Source organism: Phenylobacterium sp., assembly GCF_030645195.1.
Lineage (GTDB): Bacteria > Pseudomonadota > Alphaproteobacteria > Caulobacterales > Caulobacteraceae > Phenylobacterium.
On record NZ_JAUSLW010000170.1, the window covers coordinates 30,383 to 46,294 of the forward strand.

17 protein-coding genes are annotated in these 15,912 nt (G+C 69.4%); 12 read left to right on the top strand and 5 right to left on the bottom strand.

The genetic code is table 11. The annotated features are described in order from the left end of the window. Positions 1–12: 12 nt before the first annotated feature. Entirely contained in the window at positions 13–1,215 is a 1,203-nt protein-coding gene (locus Q7T09_RS14065) for a threonine ammonia-lyase (protein WP_304700515.1), read from the top strand. Positions 1,216–1,229: 14 nt separating this feature from the next. Next, the gene (locus Q7T09_RS14070) at positions 1,230–1,721 is read left to right on the top strand and encodes an FKBP-type peptidyl-prolyl cis-trans isomerase (protein ID WP_304700516.1); all 492 of its coding nucleotides are present in this window, start codon (positions 1,230–1,232) and stop codon (positions 1,719–1,721) included. Between the two features lie 169 nt (positions 1,722–1,890). Here the strand turns inward: Q7T09_RS14070 and Q7T09_RS14075 are convergent, their stop codons facing one another. Then, the gene (locus tag Q7T09_RS14075) at positions 1,891–2,976 is read right to left on the bottom strand and encodes a hypothetical protein (RefSeq protein WP_304700517.1); all 1,086 of its coding nucleotides are present in this window, start codon (positions 2,974–2,976) and stop codon (positions 1,891–1,893) included. A gap of 96 nt (positions 2,977–3,072) precedes the next feature. Here Q7T09_RS14075 and Q7T09_RS14080 point away from each other — a divergent pair, with 96 nt between their 5' ends. From Q7T09_RS14080 to Q7T09_RS14090, 3 genes are all read left to right on the top strand, one after another. Continuing rightward, positions 3,073–3,366: a DUF1294 domain-containing protein gene (locus Q7T09_RS14080; protein WP_304700518.1), complete on the top strand. Its 294-nt coding sequence runs from the start codon at positions 3,073–3,075 to the stop codon at positions 3,364–3,366. Between the two features lie 164 nt (positions 3,367–3,530). Next, positions 3,531–3,881, top strand: a complete 351-nt coding sequence (locus tag Q7T09_RS14085; RefSeq protein ID WP_304700519.1) for a nuclear transport factor 2 family protein — start codon at positions 3,531–3,533, stop codon at positions 3,879–3,881. Further along, positions 3,878–4,957 carry a phosphotransferase family protein gene (locus tag Q7T09_RS14090; RefSeq protein ID WP_304700520.1) on the top strand — a complete coding sequence of 360 codons (1,080 nt, stop codon included), beginning with the start codon at positions 3,878–3,880 and terminating at the stop codon, positions 4,955–4,957. The genes Q7T09_RS14085 and Q7T09_RS14090 overlap by 4 nt, the downstream gene beginning before the upstream one ends. Before the next feature lie 4 nt (positions 4,958–4,961). On the opposite strand, the gene purU is transcribed toward Q7T09_RS14090, so the two are convergent. Then, entirely contained in the window at positions 4,962–5,804 is an 843-nt protein-coding gene (gene purU / locus Q7T09_RS14095; RefSeq protein WP_304700521.1) for a formyltetrahydrofolate deformylase, read from the bottom strand. A 118-nt stretch (positions 5,805–5,922) separates the two neighbouring features. On the opposite strand from purU, the gene argE reads away from it, so the two are divergent. Then, positions 5,923–7,092, top strand: coding sequence for an acetylornithine deacetylase (gene argE / locus Q7T09_RS14100; protein ID WP_304700522.1), 1,170 nt, complete (start codon positions 5,923–5,925; stop codon positions 7,090–7,092). Between the two features lie 122 nt (positions 7,093–7,214). Here argE and Q7T09_RS14105 read toward each other — a convergent pair whose 3' ends face one another. Beyond that, on the bottom strand, positions 7,215–8,204 hold the full coding sequence (locus Q7T09_RS14105) for a glycosyltransferase family 2 protein (protein ID WP_304700523.1): 990 nt from the start codon (positions 8,202–8,204) through the stop codon (positions 7,215–7,217). Positions 8,205–8,265: 61 nt separating this feature from the next. On the opposite strand from Q7T09_RS14105, the gene rfbC reads away from it, so the two are divergent. The 3 genes from rfbC to Q7T09_RS14120 are packed head-to-tail and all read left to right on the top strand — an operon-like array spanning position 8,266 to position 11,041. Next, positions 8,266–8,820, top strand: a complete 555-nt coding sequence (rfbC, locus tag Q7T09_RS14110) for a dTDP-4-dehydrorhamnose 3,5-epimerase (protein ID WP_304700524.1) — start codon at positions 8,266–8,268, stop codon at positions 8,818–8,820. Then, on the top strand, positions 8,820–9,656 hold the full coding sequence (locus Q7T09_RS14115) for an acyl-CoA thioesterase II (RefSeq protein ID WP_304700525.1): 837 nt from the start codon (positions 8,820–8,822) through the stop codon (positions 9,654–9,656). The genes rfbC and Q7T09_RS14115 overlap by 1 nt, the downstream gene beginning before the upstream one ends. A 56-nt stretch (positions 9,657–9,712) precedes the next feature. Next, on the top strand, positions 9,713–11,041 hold the full coding sequence (locus tag Q7T09_RS14120; protein WP_304700526.1) for an amidohydrolase family protein: 1,329 nt from the start codon (positions 9,713–9,715) through the stop codon (positions 11,039–11,041). 4 nt (positions 11,042–11,045) lie between these two features. Here the strand turns inward: Q7T09_RS14120 and Q7T09_RS14125 are convergent, their stop codons facing one another. Together Q7T09_RS14125 and Q7T09_RS14130 are read right to left on the bottom strand one after the other, a co-directional pair. Continuing rightward, positions 11,046–12,122: a sensor histidine kinase gene (locus Q7T09_RS14125; RefSeq protein ID WP_304700527.1), complete on the bottom strand. Its 1,077-nt coding sequence runs from the start codon at positions 12,120–12,122 to the stop codon at positions 11,046–11,048. 80 nt (positions 12,123–12,202) lie between these two features. Next, a complete protein-coding gene (locus Q7T09_RS14130; RefSeq protein ID WP_304700528.1) occupies positions 12,203–13,300 on the bottom strand; it encodes an NADH:flavin oxidoreductase in 1,098 nt (365 codons plus the stop codon). Between the two features lie 124 nt (positions 13,301–13,424). Here Q7T09_RS14130 and Q7T09_RS14135 point away from each other — a divergent pair, with 124 nt between their 5' ends. From Q7T09_RS14135 to Q7T09_RS14145, 3 genes are all read left to right on the top strand, one after another. Beyond that, entirely contained in the window at positions 13,425–13,856 is a 432-nt protein-coding gene (locus Q7T09_RS14135; RefSeq protein WP_304700529.1) for a globin, read from the top strand. Positions 13,857–13,965: 109 nt separating this feature from the next. After that, on the top strand, positions 13,966–15,390 hold the full coding sequence (locus Q7T09_RS14140; RefSeq protein ID WP_304700530.1) for an MFS transporter: 1,425 nt from the start codon (positions 13,966–13,968) through the stop codon (positions 15,388–15,390). Positions 15,391–15,624: 234 nt separating this feature from the next. Continuing rightward, the coding region (locus Q7T09_RS14145; RefSeq protein ID WP_304700531.1) for an SDR family NAD(P)-dependent oxidoreductase at positions 15,625–15,912 on the top strand (288 nt) is incomplete at its 3' end.

The window sequence follows — 15,912 nt, forward strand, 5'->3', positions numbered from 1 at the left end:
CCTGGCCTGATCATGACCCTGTCCATCGACGATATCCGCGCGGCCGCCGAGCGGCTGAAGGGGCGCATCGAGCGCACGCCCTGCCGCCAGTCGCGGACGCTGTCGGAGATTACCGGGGCCGACGTCTGGGTGAAGTTCGAGAACCTGCAGTTCACCGCCGCCTACAAGGAGCGCGGCGCGCTCAACACCCTGCTGCAGCTCTCCGACAACGAAGCCAAGCGCGGGGTGATCGCCGCGTCGGCCGGCAATCACAGCCAGGGGCTGGCCTATCACGCCGCCCGCCTGGGCATCCCGGTGACCATCGTCATGCCCCGCAACACCCCCTTCGTGAAGGTGCAGCAGACCCGCGCCTTCGGGGCCGAGGTGGTGTTGGACGGCGAGACCTATGACGACTCAGCCGCCCTGGCCAAGACCCTGTGCGCCGAGCGCGAGCTGGTCTTCGTCCACCCCTTCAACGACGTGAAGGTGATGGCGGGCCAGGGCACCGTGGCGCTGGAGATGTTCGAGGACGTGCCGGACCTGGAGGTCCTGCCCATCCCCATCGGCGGCGGCGGCCTGATCGCCGGCTGCGCCACGGTGGCCAAGTCGCTGAACGCCAAGGTCGAGATCTACGGCGTCGAGCCGGCCATGTACCCCTCCTTCACCGCCAAGATGCGCGGCGTCGGCGCGGCCACCGGCGGGGCCACCATCGCCGAGGGCATCGCGGTCAGGAGCGTGGGCGAGGAGAGCTACGCCATCGCCCGGCCGCTGATCGACGACGTGCTGCTGATCGAGGAGCCCTATTTCGAGCGGGCCATCGCGCTGTACTGCAATGTCGAGAAGACGGTGGTGGAGGGCGCCGGCGCCGCCTCGCTGGCCGCCCTCCTGGCCTATCCGGAGAAGTTCCGCGGCAAGAAGGTCGGGCTGATCATCACCGGGGGGAATATCGACACCCGGCTGCTGGCCTCGGTGCTGACCCGCGAACTGGTGCGCGAACAGCGCCTGGTCTCCCTGCGCATCATTGGCGACGACCGCCCGGGCCTGCTGGGCACCGTCTCGGTGCTGATCGGGAAGATGGGGGCCAATATCGTCGAGGTGGCGCACAACCGCCTGGCCCTGGACGTGCCCGCCAAGGGCGCGGAGTTCGACATCATGATCGAGACCCGCGACGCCCAGCACACCCAGGAAATCATGGACGCCCTGCGCGAGAGCGGCTACCCGCCCCGCGCGGTCTGACAAGTGAGCATGCAATGAAGCGTATCGTCCTGGCCCTGGCGCTCGTCGCGCTCGCCGCCTGCGGGCCCAACAAGAAGGCCGCCGACAACCTCGGCGCCGCCAAGACCTTCCTGGCGACCAACGGCAAGGCGGCGGGCGTCGTCACCCTGCCGTCGGGCCTGCAGTACAAGATCGTCCGTTCGGGCCCCAAGGACGGGCTTCGGCCCCACGCCGGCGACGAGGTGAAGGTCCACTACGAGGGCAAACTGCTGGACGGCAAGGTGTTCGACTCATCCTACGAGCGCGGCGTGCCGGCCGCCATGCCGCTGGACGCCCTGATCCCGGCCTGGATCGAGGCCCTGCAGCTGATGCGGCCTGGCGACGAGTGGGTGCTCTATGTGCCGCCGGCGCTGGGCTATGGCGAAGAGGGCGCGGGCGGCGGCGAGATCCCCGGCAACAGCGTGCTGATCTTCAAGATCGAACTGCTCGGCGTGCTGCCGGGCCCGGGCTCCGTCGCCCAGGGCTGATAGATGCTCCCCTCCTGGGGGAGCTGTCAGCGAAGCTGACTGAGGGGGACTTTGACTCTTGTTTCGGGGCTGAAGGATTGTCGACTACGTCGATCCCCCTCCGTCCCGGACCTGCGGTCCAGGCCACCTCCCCCACATCGGCGCTGCGCGCCTGGGGGAGGATCTTGTTCTAGCTAAACAAGTGTTTCCGGGTGTCCGGGTTCTCCCGGCGCCACATGACGTTGTCGAGGAAGAAGTGGTGGATGTTGATGAAGATCCACACCGCGAAAAGGCAGGCCGTTGTCCCGAACACCGCGTGGTCGTAGGGGATCACAGCGTCCATCAGGTTGGGCAGGCCCCAGAAGCCGACGAAGCCGAGGGCCAGGCCGCAGGCCACGAACACCGCCATCCCACGCTTCCAGTTTCCGGGCTTGGCGCGCTCGACGCTTCCCTGATAGCGCCAGACCACGGCCAGGTACTGCAGCGAGTGGAAGGCCGGGATCACCAGCAGCCACAGGGGATTGATCCGCATGAAGACCAGCCAGGCGTAGAGGCTGGCGGCATAGGCGGCCACCCCGTTCCAGGGCAGGGTCTTCCAGGATCGTCCCACCACCACCAGGGTCGCCGCCGTGGTGAGCGCCGCGGCCAGGCCCGCGATCATCAGCAGGGCCTGCGGGATCGGCAGCGCGTAGTAGTCCAGGCCCCAGAGGTGGGTCACCTTCACCTGGTGGTTGGCGGTCAGCCAGGAGAAGACCCAGACCCCATAGGCGTTCACCAGGAACACCTTCTTCTGGAGGGGGCCGAAGAAGCTCTTCTTCAGGGCGCAGTCCACCATCAGCATGCCGTAGCCCTGCTTGACGTAGTGCCAGCCCACGAAGAAGGCCATCAGGTTGCCGCCCCAGCCCAGCAGCCGCGAGTCGGCGCTCATCAGGGCGGTGGCCAGGAAGGCCGCCAGGACCAGGGGCACGACCAGGCCGGCGAAGATGTAGCGGCCCCGCAGGGCCGGGGCGTGGGTTCCGGAGAAGGCCTTGGCCGGGTAGCCGCGGTAGAAGATCTGATAGGAGTGGGCGAAGTGCGGGTGGTTGAGGACGTTGATCAGCATCCACATCGCCGCCGCCAGGGGCGCGGCCACCTGGTCGGCCGGCAGCAGCAGCAGGATCGGGAAGACCAGCAGCGACCCGCCCCCCAGCAGCAGGAAGTCGGCGACCGGGCCCCACAGGTAGCGGCGCGGCGCCGCGGCGGCGCTCATGGCGGTCTCGCCCAAAGCTATCGACATGGCGCCCTCCGCCCCGGTTCTTCGGGCGCCAGCATGGCGGGCAATGCTTAGGCCCCGGTGAACGTCCCGCTAAGCCTGTGGCGTCAGACTGGCGGCGTGCTGACCTTCCTCCTCACCTATCTGGCGGTGCTCAACCTGACGGCCTTCGCTGTCTTCGCCGCCGACAAGCGCGCCGCCGCCGCGGGCCGCAGACGCACGCCCGAGGCCACCCTGCTGGGGCTGGCGGCCCTCGGCGGGGGCCTGGGGGCCGTGGCCGCCCAGCGGCTGCTGCGCCACAAGACCCGCAAGCAGCCCTTCGCCAGCGAGCTTGGCCTGATCCTGATGGGCCAGGGTTTCCTGCTCGCCGTCTTTGGCGTGCTGGCCTTCCGACATGGCCTTGTCATCCCCTAAGGAAGCCTGCTGAGATCGTTTTGGAGCCGCGCCGTCAGAGCGTCGGCCAAGGGACGGAAACAGCGCATGGACCACGACCTGATCGTTGTCGGCGGCGGTATCGGGGGCTCGGCCTTGGCCGCCGTCATGGCGCAGGCCGGCGTCCGCGTCCTGGGAGAGGCCTGATGGAAGATTTCAACAATCGGTGGCTGGCGGCCTGGACCGCCAAGGATGTCGAGGCCCTGCTGGGCTTCTATGCGCCCGACACCTGGTACTTCGACCAGCAGGTTCCCCAGGGCCTGCACGGCCACGCGGCGCTGGGGGCCTATCTGCGCGGGCTGTTTTCCGCCACCCCGCCCATGCGTTACGAGGCCGAGGCCCTGTGGCCCATCGCCGGCGGTTTCTGCGGCCGCTGGTACTGCACGATCGGGGACGCGACCGCCCCGGCCCTGCGCGGCTTCGACCTGGTGCTGATGGACGGCGAGCGCATCGGCCGCAACGAGGTCTATGTCCACACCCTGGGGCCGGCCGCGTGAGCGACCTTCCCATCGTCACCGACCCCGCCGCCGTCGACGCCGCCTGGCTCACCGCCGCCCTCAACCGCGCCGGCGTCGCCGCCCAGGTGGAGGGCTTCACCACCCAGAAGGTGGGGGATGGCATGCTGGGGGAGAGCGTCCGCTTCAACCTGGCCTACGCCAAACCCGTGGAGGGCGCCCCGGCCAGCCTGGTGGGCAAATTTCCTTCCGCAGATCCCGTCAGCCGCGCCACCGGCGGCCAGATCGGCCTCTATCTCAACGAGGTGCGCTTCTACCAGGAGATCGCCCACACCGTGGCGATCCGCACTCCGCGGCCCTTCGTGGCGGCCATCGACCCCGAGACCAGCGACTTCACCTTGCTCCTGGAGGACATGGGCCCGGCCCGCGGCGGAAACCAGCTCACCGGCTGCTCCCTGGCCGACGCCCAGACGGTGATGGACGAGGCCGCGGCCCTGCACGGCCCCCGCTGGGCCGATCCGAAGCTGGACGAGGTGGAGTTCCTCAACCGCCAGATGCTCGATCCCGTGGCCCTAGTGGCCATGTTCGGCGGCATCATGGCGGCCTTCCGCCAGCGCTACGAGGACGCCCTGGAGCCTGAATATATGGCCCTTTGCCAGGACTTCGCCGACAATCTCGGCGGCTATTACGCCGGACCGGTCGCGCCGCCCACCGTGCAGCACGCCGACTTCCGCCTCGACAACATGCTGTTCGAGCCCCAGGGCGGCCGCTGGCCCCTGGCGGTGCTGGACTGGCAGACGGCGGCCAAGGGGCCGGGCGTGCAGGACGTGGCCTATTTCATCGGCGCGGGCCTGCCCACGCAGGAGCGCCGTCGCCACGAACAGGACCTGCTGCGCCGCTGGCTCGACGCGCTGGCCCGCTACGGGGTGACCTACAGCTGGGACGAGGCCTGGAGCGCCTACCGCCACTACCTGCTGCACGGGGTCTTCACCGCCATCTTCGCCTCGGTCAGCACCAAGCAGACCGACCGCGGCGACCAGATGTTCCTCACCATGGCCCGGCGCCACAGCGCCCACGCCCTGGACCTGGAGTCGATGAAGCTGCTGCGGGGGGCCTAGCCCCTCAGTCCGTAAACACCACCGTCTTGCCGCCGTTCAGCAGCACCCGGTCCTCCAGCCGCCAGCGGACGGCGCGCGCCAGCACGCGGCGCTCGATGTCGCGGCCCTTGCGGATCAGGTCCTTGGGGGTGTCGCGGTGGCTGATGCGCTCGACGTCCTGCTCGATGATCGGGCCCTCGTCGAGGTCGGTGGTGACGTAGTGGGCGGTGGCGCCGATCACCTTCACCCCGCGCTGGTGGGCCTGGTGATAGGGGCGCGCGCCCTTGAAGCCCGGCAGGAAGGAGTGGTGGATGTTGATGCAGCGACCCTCCAGCTTGGCGGCCAGGCCGTCGGATAGCACCTGCATGTAGCGGGCGAGCACCACCAGCTCGGTCTGGGTCTCCTGGATCAGCCGCCACAGCGCGGCTTCCTGCTCCATCTTGGTGTCGCGGGTCACCGGCAGGTGGTGGAAGGGGACGCCCGACAAATCCAGGTGGGCGTAGGTGTTGGCGGCGTGGTTGGAGACCACGGCCGCCAGGGTCATGGGCAGCTCGCCCCGGCGCCAGCGATAGAGCAGGTCGGCCAGGCAGTGGTCCTGCTGCGAGGCCAGGATCATCACCCGCTTCTTGTCCCGGGCGCCGCGCAGGGTCCAGTCCATGCCGAAGGCCTGGGCGTGGGGGGCGAAGGCGTCGCGCAGGCTCTCGGCGCTCTCCTTGCCGGCGTCGAACACCACCCGCATGAAGAAGCGGCCGGTCTCCTCGTCGTCGAACTGCTGGGCGTCGAGGATGTTGCCGCCGCGCTCGAACAGGAAGGCCGAGACGCGGGCGACGATTCCGGGGCGGTCGGGACAGGCGAGGGTCAGGATCATGACCGGGCCTAAGGCGCGATCGCCGCGCGGACGTCAAGTTCCGAACAGTTTGCGCCCTGGCGAATTCGTGACCGGCCTAGCGGGTGGAGCCCGTCGCGGCCCAAGGCTAGGGTGGCCCATGACCCTCACCTCCCGCGCCCTCGACATCCTGGCGACCCTGGTGGCCTTCGACACCACCTCGCACCTCTCCAACCTCGCCCTCATCGAATGGGTGGAGGCCTATCTGGACGGCCACGGCGTGGCCCACCGCCGGGCGCCCAACCCCGAGGGGACCAAGTCCAACCTGCTGGCCACCATCGGTCCGATGATCCCGGGCGGGGTGGTGCTGTCGGGCCATACCGACGTGGTGCCGGTGGACGGCCAGCCCTGGGTCACCGACCCCTTCAAGCTGACCCCGAAGGCCGACGGGCGCATCTATGGGCGCGGGACCTGCGACATGAAGGGCTTCCTGGCCCTGGCCCTGGCCGCCGTCCCCGACCTGGTGGCCGCGAACCCCAGGAAGCCGGTCCACCTGGCCTTCTCCTATGACGAGGAGATCGGCTGCCTGGGGGCGCCCGACCTGATCCGCCTGATCGGCGCCGAGCTGCCGGCCCCGGCCCTGGTGGTGGTGGGCGAGCCCACCAACATGGAGGCCGTGCGCGGCCACAAGGGGATCATCAACCACCGGGTCACGGTCAACGGCCACGAGGCCCATTCCAGCCAGACCCAGCTCGGGGTCTCGGCGATCATGGAGGCCGTGCCCCTGATGGCGGCCCTGCGCGAGCTGGCCGCGAAACTGGAGCGCGAGGCCGATCCCGCCTCCCTGTTCACGCCCAAGCAGGCGACCCTGACCATCGGCCTGGTGAACGGCGGCACGGCGGGCAACATCCTGGCCCGGGAGTGTGTGTTCCAGTTCGACCTGCGCTATCCGGCGGGGCTGGATCCCGACGCCGTCCTGGCCGACTTCATGGCCCAGTGCCGCGCGCTGGACGCCGAGCTCAAGACCCGCGCCCCCGAGGTTGGGGTCAGGGTCGAGCGCCGCTCCGCCACCCCGCCGCTGGCGCCCGAACCGGACGGCGTCGCCGAGGTCTTCGCGCGCAGGCTGACCGGCGACAATGGCCCGCCCCGGGTGGTGGCCTTCGCCACCGAGGCCGGCCAGTTCCAGCGGGCGGGTTTCTCGACGGTGATCTGCGGCCCCGGCTCCATCGACCAGGCCCACCAGCCCAACGAATATGTCGAGGCCGCCCAGATGGACCGCGGCGGGGCCTTCATGGAACGCCTGGTGGAATGGGCCGCGGCGGGGGAGTGAGCGCCCTCCCTCCCCTTCATGGGGAGGGGCAGATCGCGAAGCGATCGGGGTGGGGGAGTGTGGCCGGTGCTCCCCACCCGTCCGGCGTTCCGCCGTCCACCCTCCCCATGAAGGGGAGGGAGTTATTTCAACTTCTTGATCACCACCCGACGCAGGAACAGGTCCAGCGGGTTCCAGGTCATGGCCCGCGCGATGGTCCAGGAGCTGACCGTCCGGGTCGCCTGGGCCTCGCGGCGGGCGGCGAGCGCCACGTCCAGGCCCTTCAGCCCCGCCATCAGGCCCCGCCAGGGCGCGTGAATCTCGTGGCGGTCGGCGTGACGCAGGAAGAGCAGGGCGGTGGTGAGGAGGTGCAGGGGCAGGGTCAGCCACAGCAGCAGGGGCGGGGTGTCCTTCAAATAGACCCACAGCCGATTGCGGGTGCCGTGGAAGACCGCGAACTCCGAACGTGGCCCGCCCGAGGCGGTGGAGCCCACGTGCCGCACGACGGCGGCGGGGATCACCAGGGTGGGCTCCCCGATCAGCCGCATGCGGTAGCCGAAATCCACATCCTCGCAGTAGCAGAACAAGCGCTCGTCGAAGCCGCCCAGCGCCAGGAAGAAATCCCGCGCCACCAGCATGGCGCCGCCGCAGGCCGAGAACACCTCGCCGGGCGCCACCGGTCCCGGATCGGCGCCGGTATAGCCGCCCCGGAAGGGAAAGCCCGCCCCCGACATCACGTCCCCCAGCCCGTCCAGCCGTCCGGGATCGTCGGCCATCAGCTGGCGGGAGGAGAAGCACTTCACGGCAGGCCAGGTCTCCGACGCCTCCATCAGGGTCTCCAGCCAGTCGGGGTCGGCGAAGGCGTCGGGATTGATCAGGGCGATCCAGGCGCCCCGCGCCAGGGCCGCGGCGCGGTTCACCCCGGCCGCGAAGCCCAGGTTGGAGCCGGCCTCCACGAACCGCACCCCCGGATGGGCGGCGACCGCGGCCTGCGGCGCGCCGTCGCTGGAGGCGTTGTCCAGCAGGATGATCTCGTGGTCGGTGAAGCCTTGGCGCTCCAGGGCCGCCAGGCAGGTTTCCAGGTGGTGACCGCTCTGATAGGCGACCACGATGATGCTGACGGCGGGCGTCAAGGACTTGTCTTTCCCGCCAACCCGCGCCATCGCAAGCGTCACTCCGTCCAACTGAGGCGCCATGACGACGATTACGCCGCTCGCCCTGCCCGAGGTCCTGCTTATCACGCCCCGGCGTCATGGCGATGCGCGGGGCTGGTTCGTCGAGACCTGGAGCCGCCGCGCCTTTGCCGACGCCGGGCTGGACGTCGATTTCGTGCAGGACAACCACGCCTTCAGCGCGCAGGCCGGCACGGTGCGCGGCCTTCACTTCCAGACCGCCCCCCACCCCCAGGCCAAGCTGCTGCGGGCCCTGCGCGGCGCTATTCTCGACGTGGCGGTGGATATCCGCGCCGGTTCGCCCACCTACGGCCGCTGGGTCTCCGCCACCCTGACGGCCGAGCGCGGCGAGCAGCTCTTCGTGCCCCGCGGCTTCGCCCACGGCTACTGTACGCTGACCCCCGACACCGAGATCGCCTACAAGGTCGACGGCCTCTACGCGCCCCAGACCGAGGGCAGCGTGCTGTGGAACGACCCGGACATCGGGATCGACTGGCCTGACTTCGCCGGCGCCAGCCTGTCGGAGAAGGACAAGGTCGCCCCGCGCCTGAAGGACCTCGCCCCGGTGAGTTTCTGATGGCCGACGTCAGCGAGCTTGTCGCCATCCTGGAGCTCGAACCCATCGAGCTGGACATGTTCCGTGGCCAGACCCCGGCCGGGGCCGGCAGCCGCATCTATGGCGGCCAGGTGGTGGCCCAGGCCATGGCCGCGGCCTACCGCACCATCGACGACGGCCGGCTCTGCCACTCAATGCACGGCTATTTCATGCGGCCGGGCGACCCCAAGGTCCCGATCCTGTTCCAGGTGGAGCGGGTGCGGGACGGCGGGACCTTCGCGGTGCGCCGGGTGGTGGCCCTGCAGAACGGCAAACAGATCTTCAACCTGGCCGCCTCCTTCCAGATCCCGGAAGAGGGCTTCGAGCACCAGTTCGACATGCCCGCCGCCCCCGATCCCGACACCCTGCTCAACGAGGAGCAGCTGCGGGCCAAGGCGGGTCTGGATTCCGCGTCCCGCCGCATCTGGCCGGTGGAGGTGCGCCCCGTCGATCCGGCCCCGCACGGCGTCGTGGAGGCGCGCGAGCCCTACGACATGTGCTGGTTCCGCGCCCGCGTCTCCCTGGGGGACGGTGTGGTCCTCAACCAGTGCGCCCTGGCCTACGGCACCGACATGACCCTGCTGGACGTGTCCCTGCGGCCGCACGGGGTGGACTGGGACTCCGGGCGGCTGCAGGTGGCCAGCCTCGACCACGCCCTCTGGTTCCACAAGGCCAGCGACTTCTCCCGGTGGCACCTCTACGTCCAGGACAGTCCCTCGGCTTCGGGCGGCCGCGGGTTCAACCGCGGATCCATCTATGGGCCCGACGGCGCCCTGGTGGCCTCGGCCACCCAGGAAGCCCTGATCCGGTACCGCTAGACCGGTCGCCGCGGCGCCGATAGCTTCGCCGCCTGGCTTTCGAGTGGGGTTTCCTGATGCGTATCCAATGGCGGCGCGCGGCGCTGACGAGTGTGGCGGCCGCGGCCCTGGTCCTCGGAGCGGCCCCAGCCTTCGCCAAGGACATCGTCATCCATGCCGGCCGGTTGATCGACGGGGTCTCCAAGGCGCCGCGCGCCGAGGTCTCCATCCTGATCCACGACGACCGCATCACCGGCGTCCAGGCCGGCTACGTCACCCCGGCCGGCGCCGAGGTCATCGACCTGAAGTCGGGCACGGTGCTGCCCGGCCTGATCGACACCCACGACCACATCGCCGCGGGCTTCCACAAGGGCGACCCGATCCGCAACGCGGTCACGATCACCAGCTACGACACCGCCATCGAGTCCACCAACTATGCGCGGGCCACCCTGCTGGCGGGCTTCACCTCGGTCCGCGACGTGGGCGGGGAGACCGGTGTCACCGTGGCGCTGAAGAAGGCGGTCAACGCCGGCACGATCCCCGGTCCCCGCATCTGGACCTCCGGCGGCGCCATCGGCCCCACGGGCGGTCACGGCGACTCGGCCAATGGCCTGGATCCGGACCTGGATCATCCGCACTGGAAGGACAACCTGGCAGACAGCCCGGAGTCCGCGCGCCGGGCGGTCCGCACCCTGCACCGTCAGGGCGTCGACCTGATCAAGATCATGCCCTCGGGCGGGGTGATGTCCATCGGCGACGACCCCAACCACCAGCTGATGGCCGACGACGAGATCAGGGCCGTGATCGAGACCGCCCACGCGCTGGGCATGAAGGTGGCCGCCCACGCCCACGGCAAGCTGGCCATCGACAAGGCCGCGGCCCTGGGGGTCGACTCCATCGAGCACGGCTCCTTCGCCGACGCCGAGAGCTACAGGATCATGAAGGCCCACGGGACCTACTTTGTCCCCACCATGCTGGTGGGCGCCAGGGTCTATGACCGGGCCAAGACCCATCCCGAACAGCTCAACCCGTCCACCGCCGAAAAGGCCCTGAAGGTGGTGCCGGTGATGGTCAAGAACCTGCACGACGCCTATGCCGCCGGGGTGAAGATCGCCTTCGGCACCGACACCTTCGGCATGTCGGCCCACGGCGAGAACGCCCAGGAGTTCGCCCTGATGGTCAAGGCGGGCATGAGCCCGTCCGACGCCATCACCGCGGCGACGGCCAGCGCGGCGGACCTGATCGGCGACGCCCAGGACATCGGCTCCATCCAGGCCGGCCGCTATGCCGACATCATCGCCGTCGATGGCGATCCCCTGGCCGACGTCACCACCCTGGAGCGGGTCGGGTTCGTGATGAAGGGCGGGACGGTCTACAAGGTCGGCGGCAAGCCGGTCACGCCCTGAGGCCTCAGGTTTCCGGGGCGGCGTCGGCGCGGGCGAAGAAGACGCTCACCCGCAGGCCCGTGCCGGGATTGGGCTCCACCTCGACCTGGGCCTTGGCGTTCTGACGCAGGGACTGGACGATCAGGGCGCTGAGCTTGCCGGCCCGGGGCCAGACCTCGCCTGGGGCCAGACCCACCCCGTCGTCGGCGACGACCACCCGGCACCCGGTCTCGTCCACCAGGCTGCGCAGCTTGATCGTGCCGCCCTCACGGCCCTTGAAGGCGTGCTTCAGGGCGTTGGTGAGCAGCTCATTGACCACCAGGCCGGCGGGCATGGCGACATTTATGGAGACCGGCCAGGTGTCCACCTGCAGGTCCAGGTGGATGCCCTCCACCGCATGGGCCTTCATCACCGCCGAGGCGACCTGGCTCAGATAGACCCCCAGGTCGATGCTCTCCCCGTGGCCCTCCTCGGAGAGCGAGCGGTAGAGCAGGCCCAGGGCCTCGACCCGGCCGGCCAGGCGGGCGAACCGCTCGTCCTTGGCGTTCTCCGGAACGTTGCGCGCCTCGATGCGGATCAGGGCGGTGATCATCTGGAGATTGTTGCCCACCCGATGCTGCAGCTCCTTCAGCTGCACGTCCTTGTCGTGGATCCTTTGCTCGAAGTCGCTGAGGTCCAGCTCGCCGCGGCGGGCGGCCTCCACCAGGGCCAGCATGCGGAACACCGGGTCGCCGGCGGAGTCCTGGATCAGGTTGGACCAGGCGTCGACCGTCTGGGCCTGCTCCCCGGCGGTCAGGTCGAAGGCGCCGATGAAGTCCTGATCCTCGGTGATGGCGTCGCTGAACCGGCGACCGTCCTGCGCCCCGGCGGCCTGGCCCGAAAGGGTGGTCCAGACCTCGCCCTCCAGGTCGGCGGCGGCGCGGCCGGTCAGGCGCTCGAACTCGACATTGGCGTAGACGATGCGTTCGGCCGGTTCGAGCTCCGACACCGCGATGGCGATCGGCACCTGGTCGAGGAACTGGCGGAAGCTGCTGCTTTCGAGCACGCCGGCCAGGTCCGGGGTGTTCAGCAGCTGTTCAAGCCGCTCGTCCGGAGGCGTCATGTAGAAGTCCTAAACTCGTCGTCCCGCCGCCCGTATGCGCCCGCCCGGCCCGCAAGGCCAGTGGCGCGAGCCACGCGCGCTCAGGCCTCGGCCGCCTCCGGCTCGGTCACGAAGCCCTTCCAGGTGGACATGTAGCCGACAAAGGCCGGGCCCAGGCCCTCGGCCTTCAGATAGGCGGCCGTGACCGGCAGGCTCACCGGCTTGAAGTCGGGATCGGCGGCCACCTTCTGAGGATAGTCATGGTGCAGGATGGCCGCCCGGCCCAGCAGGACGAAGTCGGCGCCGGCCGCCAGCATGGCCCGCGCGTCGGCGGCGCTCATGATCTTGCCAGCCACCCCCAGCCGCACCGCGCCGCGGTCGAGCTCGGTGAAGTAGCTCATCAGGGTGCGCCCCTGATAGGCCGCGTCCGCCGGCTCCTTGAAGGCGTCCCACAGGGACATGTCGAGGAAGTCGATCAGCTTGGCGCTCATCACGGCCTGGGCGAAGTCGGCGATCTCGCGCAGGTCGAGATCGAACCGCTCCGGCGACAGGCGCAGGCCCAGCAGGAAGTCGCCGCCACAGCGCTTGCGCACGCCCCGCAGGACCTCGACGATCACCCGCCCACGGTTCTCCGCCGAGCCGCCATACTGGTCGGTGCGGCGGTTGAGGCCGGCGCTGAGGAACTGGCAGAGGATGTAGGAGTGGGCGCCGTGGATCTCGACCCCGTCGAAGCCCGCGGTCTTGGCGCGCAGGGCGGCGAGCACGAAGTCCTCCACCAGCTGCTCGACCTCGGCGGTGGACAGGCCCCGCGAGCCGGTGGCCTCGTCGTCGGAGGGGCCCACCGGCGCCTCGCCGATCAGGGCCTTGGGCGAGCGGAAGCCGGCGTGATGAAGTTGCACCACCGCCACGCTGTCGGCGGCCTTGATGGCGGTCGCCAGCCGGGTCAGGCCGGGCAGGTGGGCGTCCGACCAGATCCCCATCTGGCCGGGGAAACCCTGGCCGATCCGCTGGACGTGGGCCGCGCAGGTCATGGTCAGGCCAAACCCGCCCTGGGCCCTCAGGGTCAGCCAGCGGAACTCGTCCTCGCTCATCGTCCCGTCGGGGTGGCTCTGCAGGTTGGTGAGGGGGGCCAGCATGAAGCGGTTCTTCATCGCCGGGCCATGGGCGAAGCTGAGCGGGGCGAACAGGTCTGCGGTCAAGGTCGTCTCACCCCTAAGGTTTCCACCCTCCCGCGGGCTCGGCGGGAGCGCCGGACCCACCTAGGTGATTGCCGATAAGCTGAGGGCGCGCGATGATCGCGTCAACATCTCGCGGGAGGCGACCATGAACGCAGAACTCATCGAGCAGAGCCTGGAGCTGGCGGCCGAACGCTGCGAGGACCTCACGCCGCTGGTCTATGCCCGCCTGTTCGCCGAGCATCCGCAGATGGAGCCCATGTTCTGGGGCGACACCAACTGGGCGATCCGCGGCGAGATGCTGTCCAAGGTGTTCTCGGCCATCCTCGATTTCATCGGCGAGCGCCTCTACGCCCACACCCTGATCCAGACCGAGGTGATCAACCACGCCGGCTACGACGTGCCCCCCGACGTCTTCCGGGTGTTCTTCGGCACGGTGGCGGCCACCGTCGCCGAAGTGATCGGCGCCGACTGGACCCCGCAGATCGACCAGGCCTGGACCGAGCTGCTGGCGCAGCTGGACTTCTACGTCACCCACCCCAACCAGGCCGAGACCCAAGGGACGCCCATCCCGGCTTGATGTCTTTGTTGTCATTCTTCGCCGCGCCCCTTGCCCTCTCCCCGGAAAATCGCTTCCTGTGCCGCGTCAGAGCGCCACGGTTGATCGGCGCCGATCGGGAGCAGGCTTCGTGAATCAGGGCGCGTCAGGCTCCAGCAGGCTCGGCCTGCCCACCATCCTGGGCTTCTCGCTCTCCAACCTGCCCCTGGGCGCGCTCGCCGTCGCCGTCGCGGTCTATCTGCCGCCCTATTTCGCCAGTCACCTGGGGGTCAGCCTGACGGTGGTGGGCAGCGCCTGGGCCATCGTCCGGCTGCTGGATATCGGGGTCGATCCCGTCCTCGGCCTGATCATGGACCGCACCCGCACCCGGATCGGCCGCTACCGGTTCTGGATGATCATCGGCGCCCCGATCCTGATGCTGGCCACCTACGCCCTGTTCCAGGCGCCGCACGGCATCGGCTCGCTCTATCTGATCGGCTGGCTGCTGGTCTTCTATCTGGGAACCTCGATCCTCGGCCTCGGCCACTCGGCCTGGGGCGCGAACCTGTCGACCGAATACCATGAGCGCTCGCGCCTGTTCGGCGTGGTGGCGGCGCTGGGCGTCATCGGGGCGGTGGTGGTCCTGCTGATCCCCATCGGCGCCAACGCCCTCCACCGCAGCACCGCCGAGATCGTGCCCGACATGGGCTGGTTCATCTTCTGGCTGATCCCGGTCTCCATGGCCTGGATGGTGTTCCGCACGCCTGAGCGCATCGCCCCTGACACCGGCCACCCGCAGTTCCGCCTGCGCGACTACGTGTCCCTGCTGGTGAAGCCCGACCTGCTGCGGCTGTTCCTGGCCCAGATGGCCCTGACGCTGGGCCCGGGCTGGATGAGCGCCCTCTACGTCTTCTTCTTCACCGACAGCCGCGGCTACACCCCGACCCAGGCCTCGGCCCTGCTGCTGGTCTATATCCTGGCCGGCATCGTCGGCGCCCCGCTCACCGCCCTCATGGCGCGACGGCTGTCCAAGCACCGCACCCTGATGGTCACCACCACGGCCTATTCGCTCGGCCTGTGCATGGTGATGGTCCTGCCCAAGGCCAATGTGCCGGCGGCGATCCCGGTGATGTTCTGGTGCGGCTTCATGGCCGCCGGTTTCGACCTGATGATCCGCGCCATGCTGGCCGATGTCGGCGACGAGGTGCGGCTCGAACAGGGCCAGGAGCGGCTGAGCCTGATCTACGCGCTCAACTCCCTGGCCGCCAAGATCGCCTCGGCCTTCTCCATCGGCCTGACCTTCCCCCTGTTGGCGAGGCTTGGCTACAAGGCCGCCGAGGGGGCGGTGAACACGCCGGCCGCCATCCGCAGCCTGGAATGGGCCTATATCGCCGGCCCCATCATCTTCGTGATGCTGGGGGGCGCCTGTGTCGTCGGCTGGCGCCTGGACGCCGACCGCCACGCCCAGATCCGCCGCGACCTCGACGATCGCGACGCCCAGTACGCCGAGGCGCCCATCATCGAGAGCCTCTCCGCCGAGCCGGCCATTCCGGTCCTGGACGGCAAGGCGGGGTGAGGAGCGCCGGTTCGCGCTTGCGAACCGGATGTGATCGACAATGATTTGTCGATCGCCGCGACGAATGCACGGACCGTAGGTCCGTGCCGGGGGGCGCAGTCGACAACCTTTCGACCCCAGAACAAGAGTCAAAGTTCCCCTCGGCCGGCTTCGCCGACAGCGCCCCCAGGAGGGGCGCATCCATTCTTTCCTTGCGCCTTTTGTGCGCTGCAATATGAGCCTGGGGGGAGCCGGATGCGCCTTCGGCCGCCCAAGGACGCCCGCATGATCCTCAAATCGAAATCCGCCGTCGTCACCGGCTCCACCAGCGGCATCGGCCTGGCCATCGCCCGGGCGCTGGCCGCCGAGGGGGCCAATGTCCTGATCAACGGCTTCGGAACCCCCGAGGCCATCGAGACGGAGCGGGCCGGGATCGAGGCCGAGTTCGGGGTCAGGGCGATCTATTCCCCCGCCGACATGACCAAGCCCGCGGAGATCGCCGCCATGATCGCCCAGGCCGAAGCGGCGTTCGGCGCCGTCGAC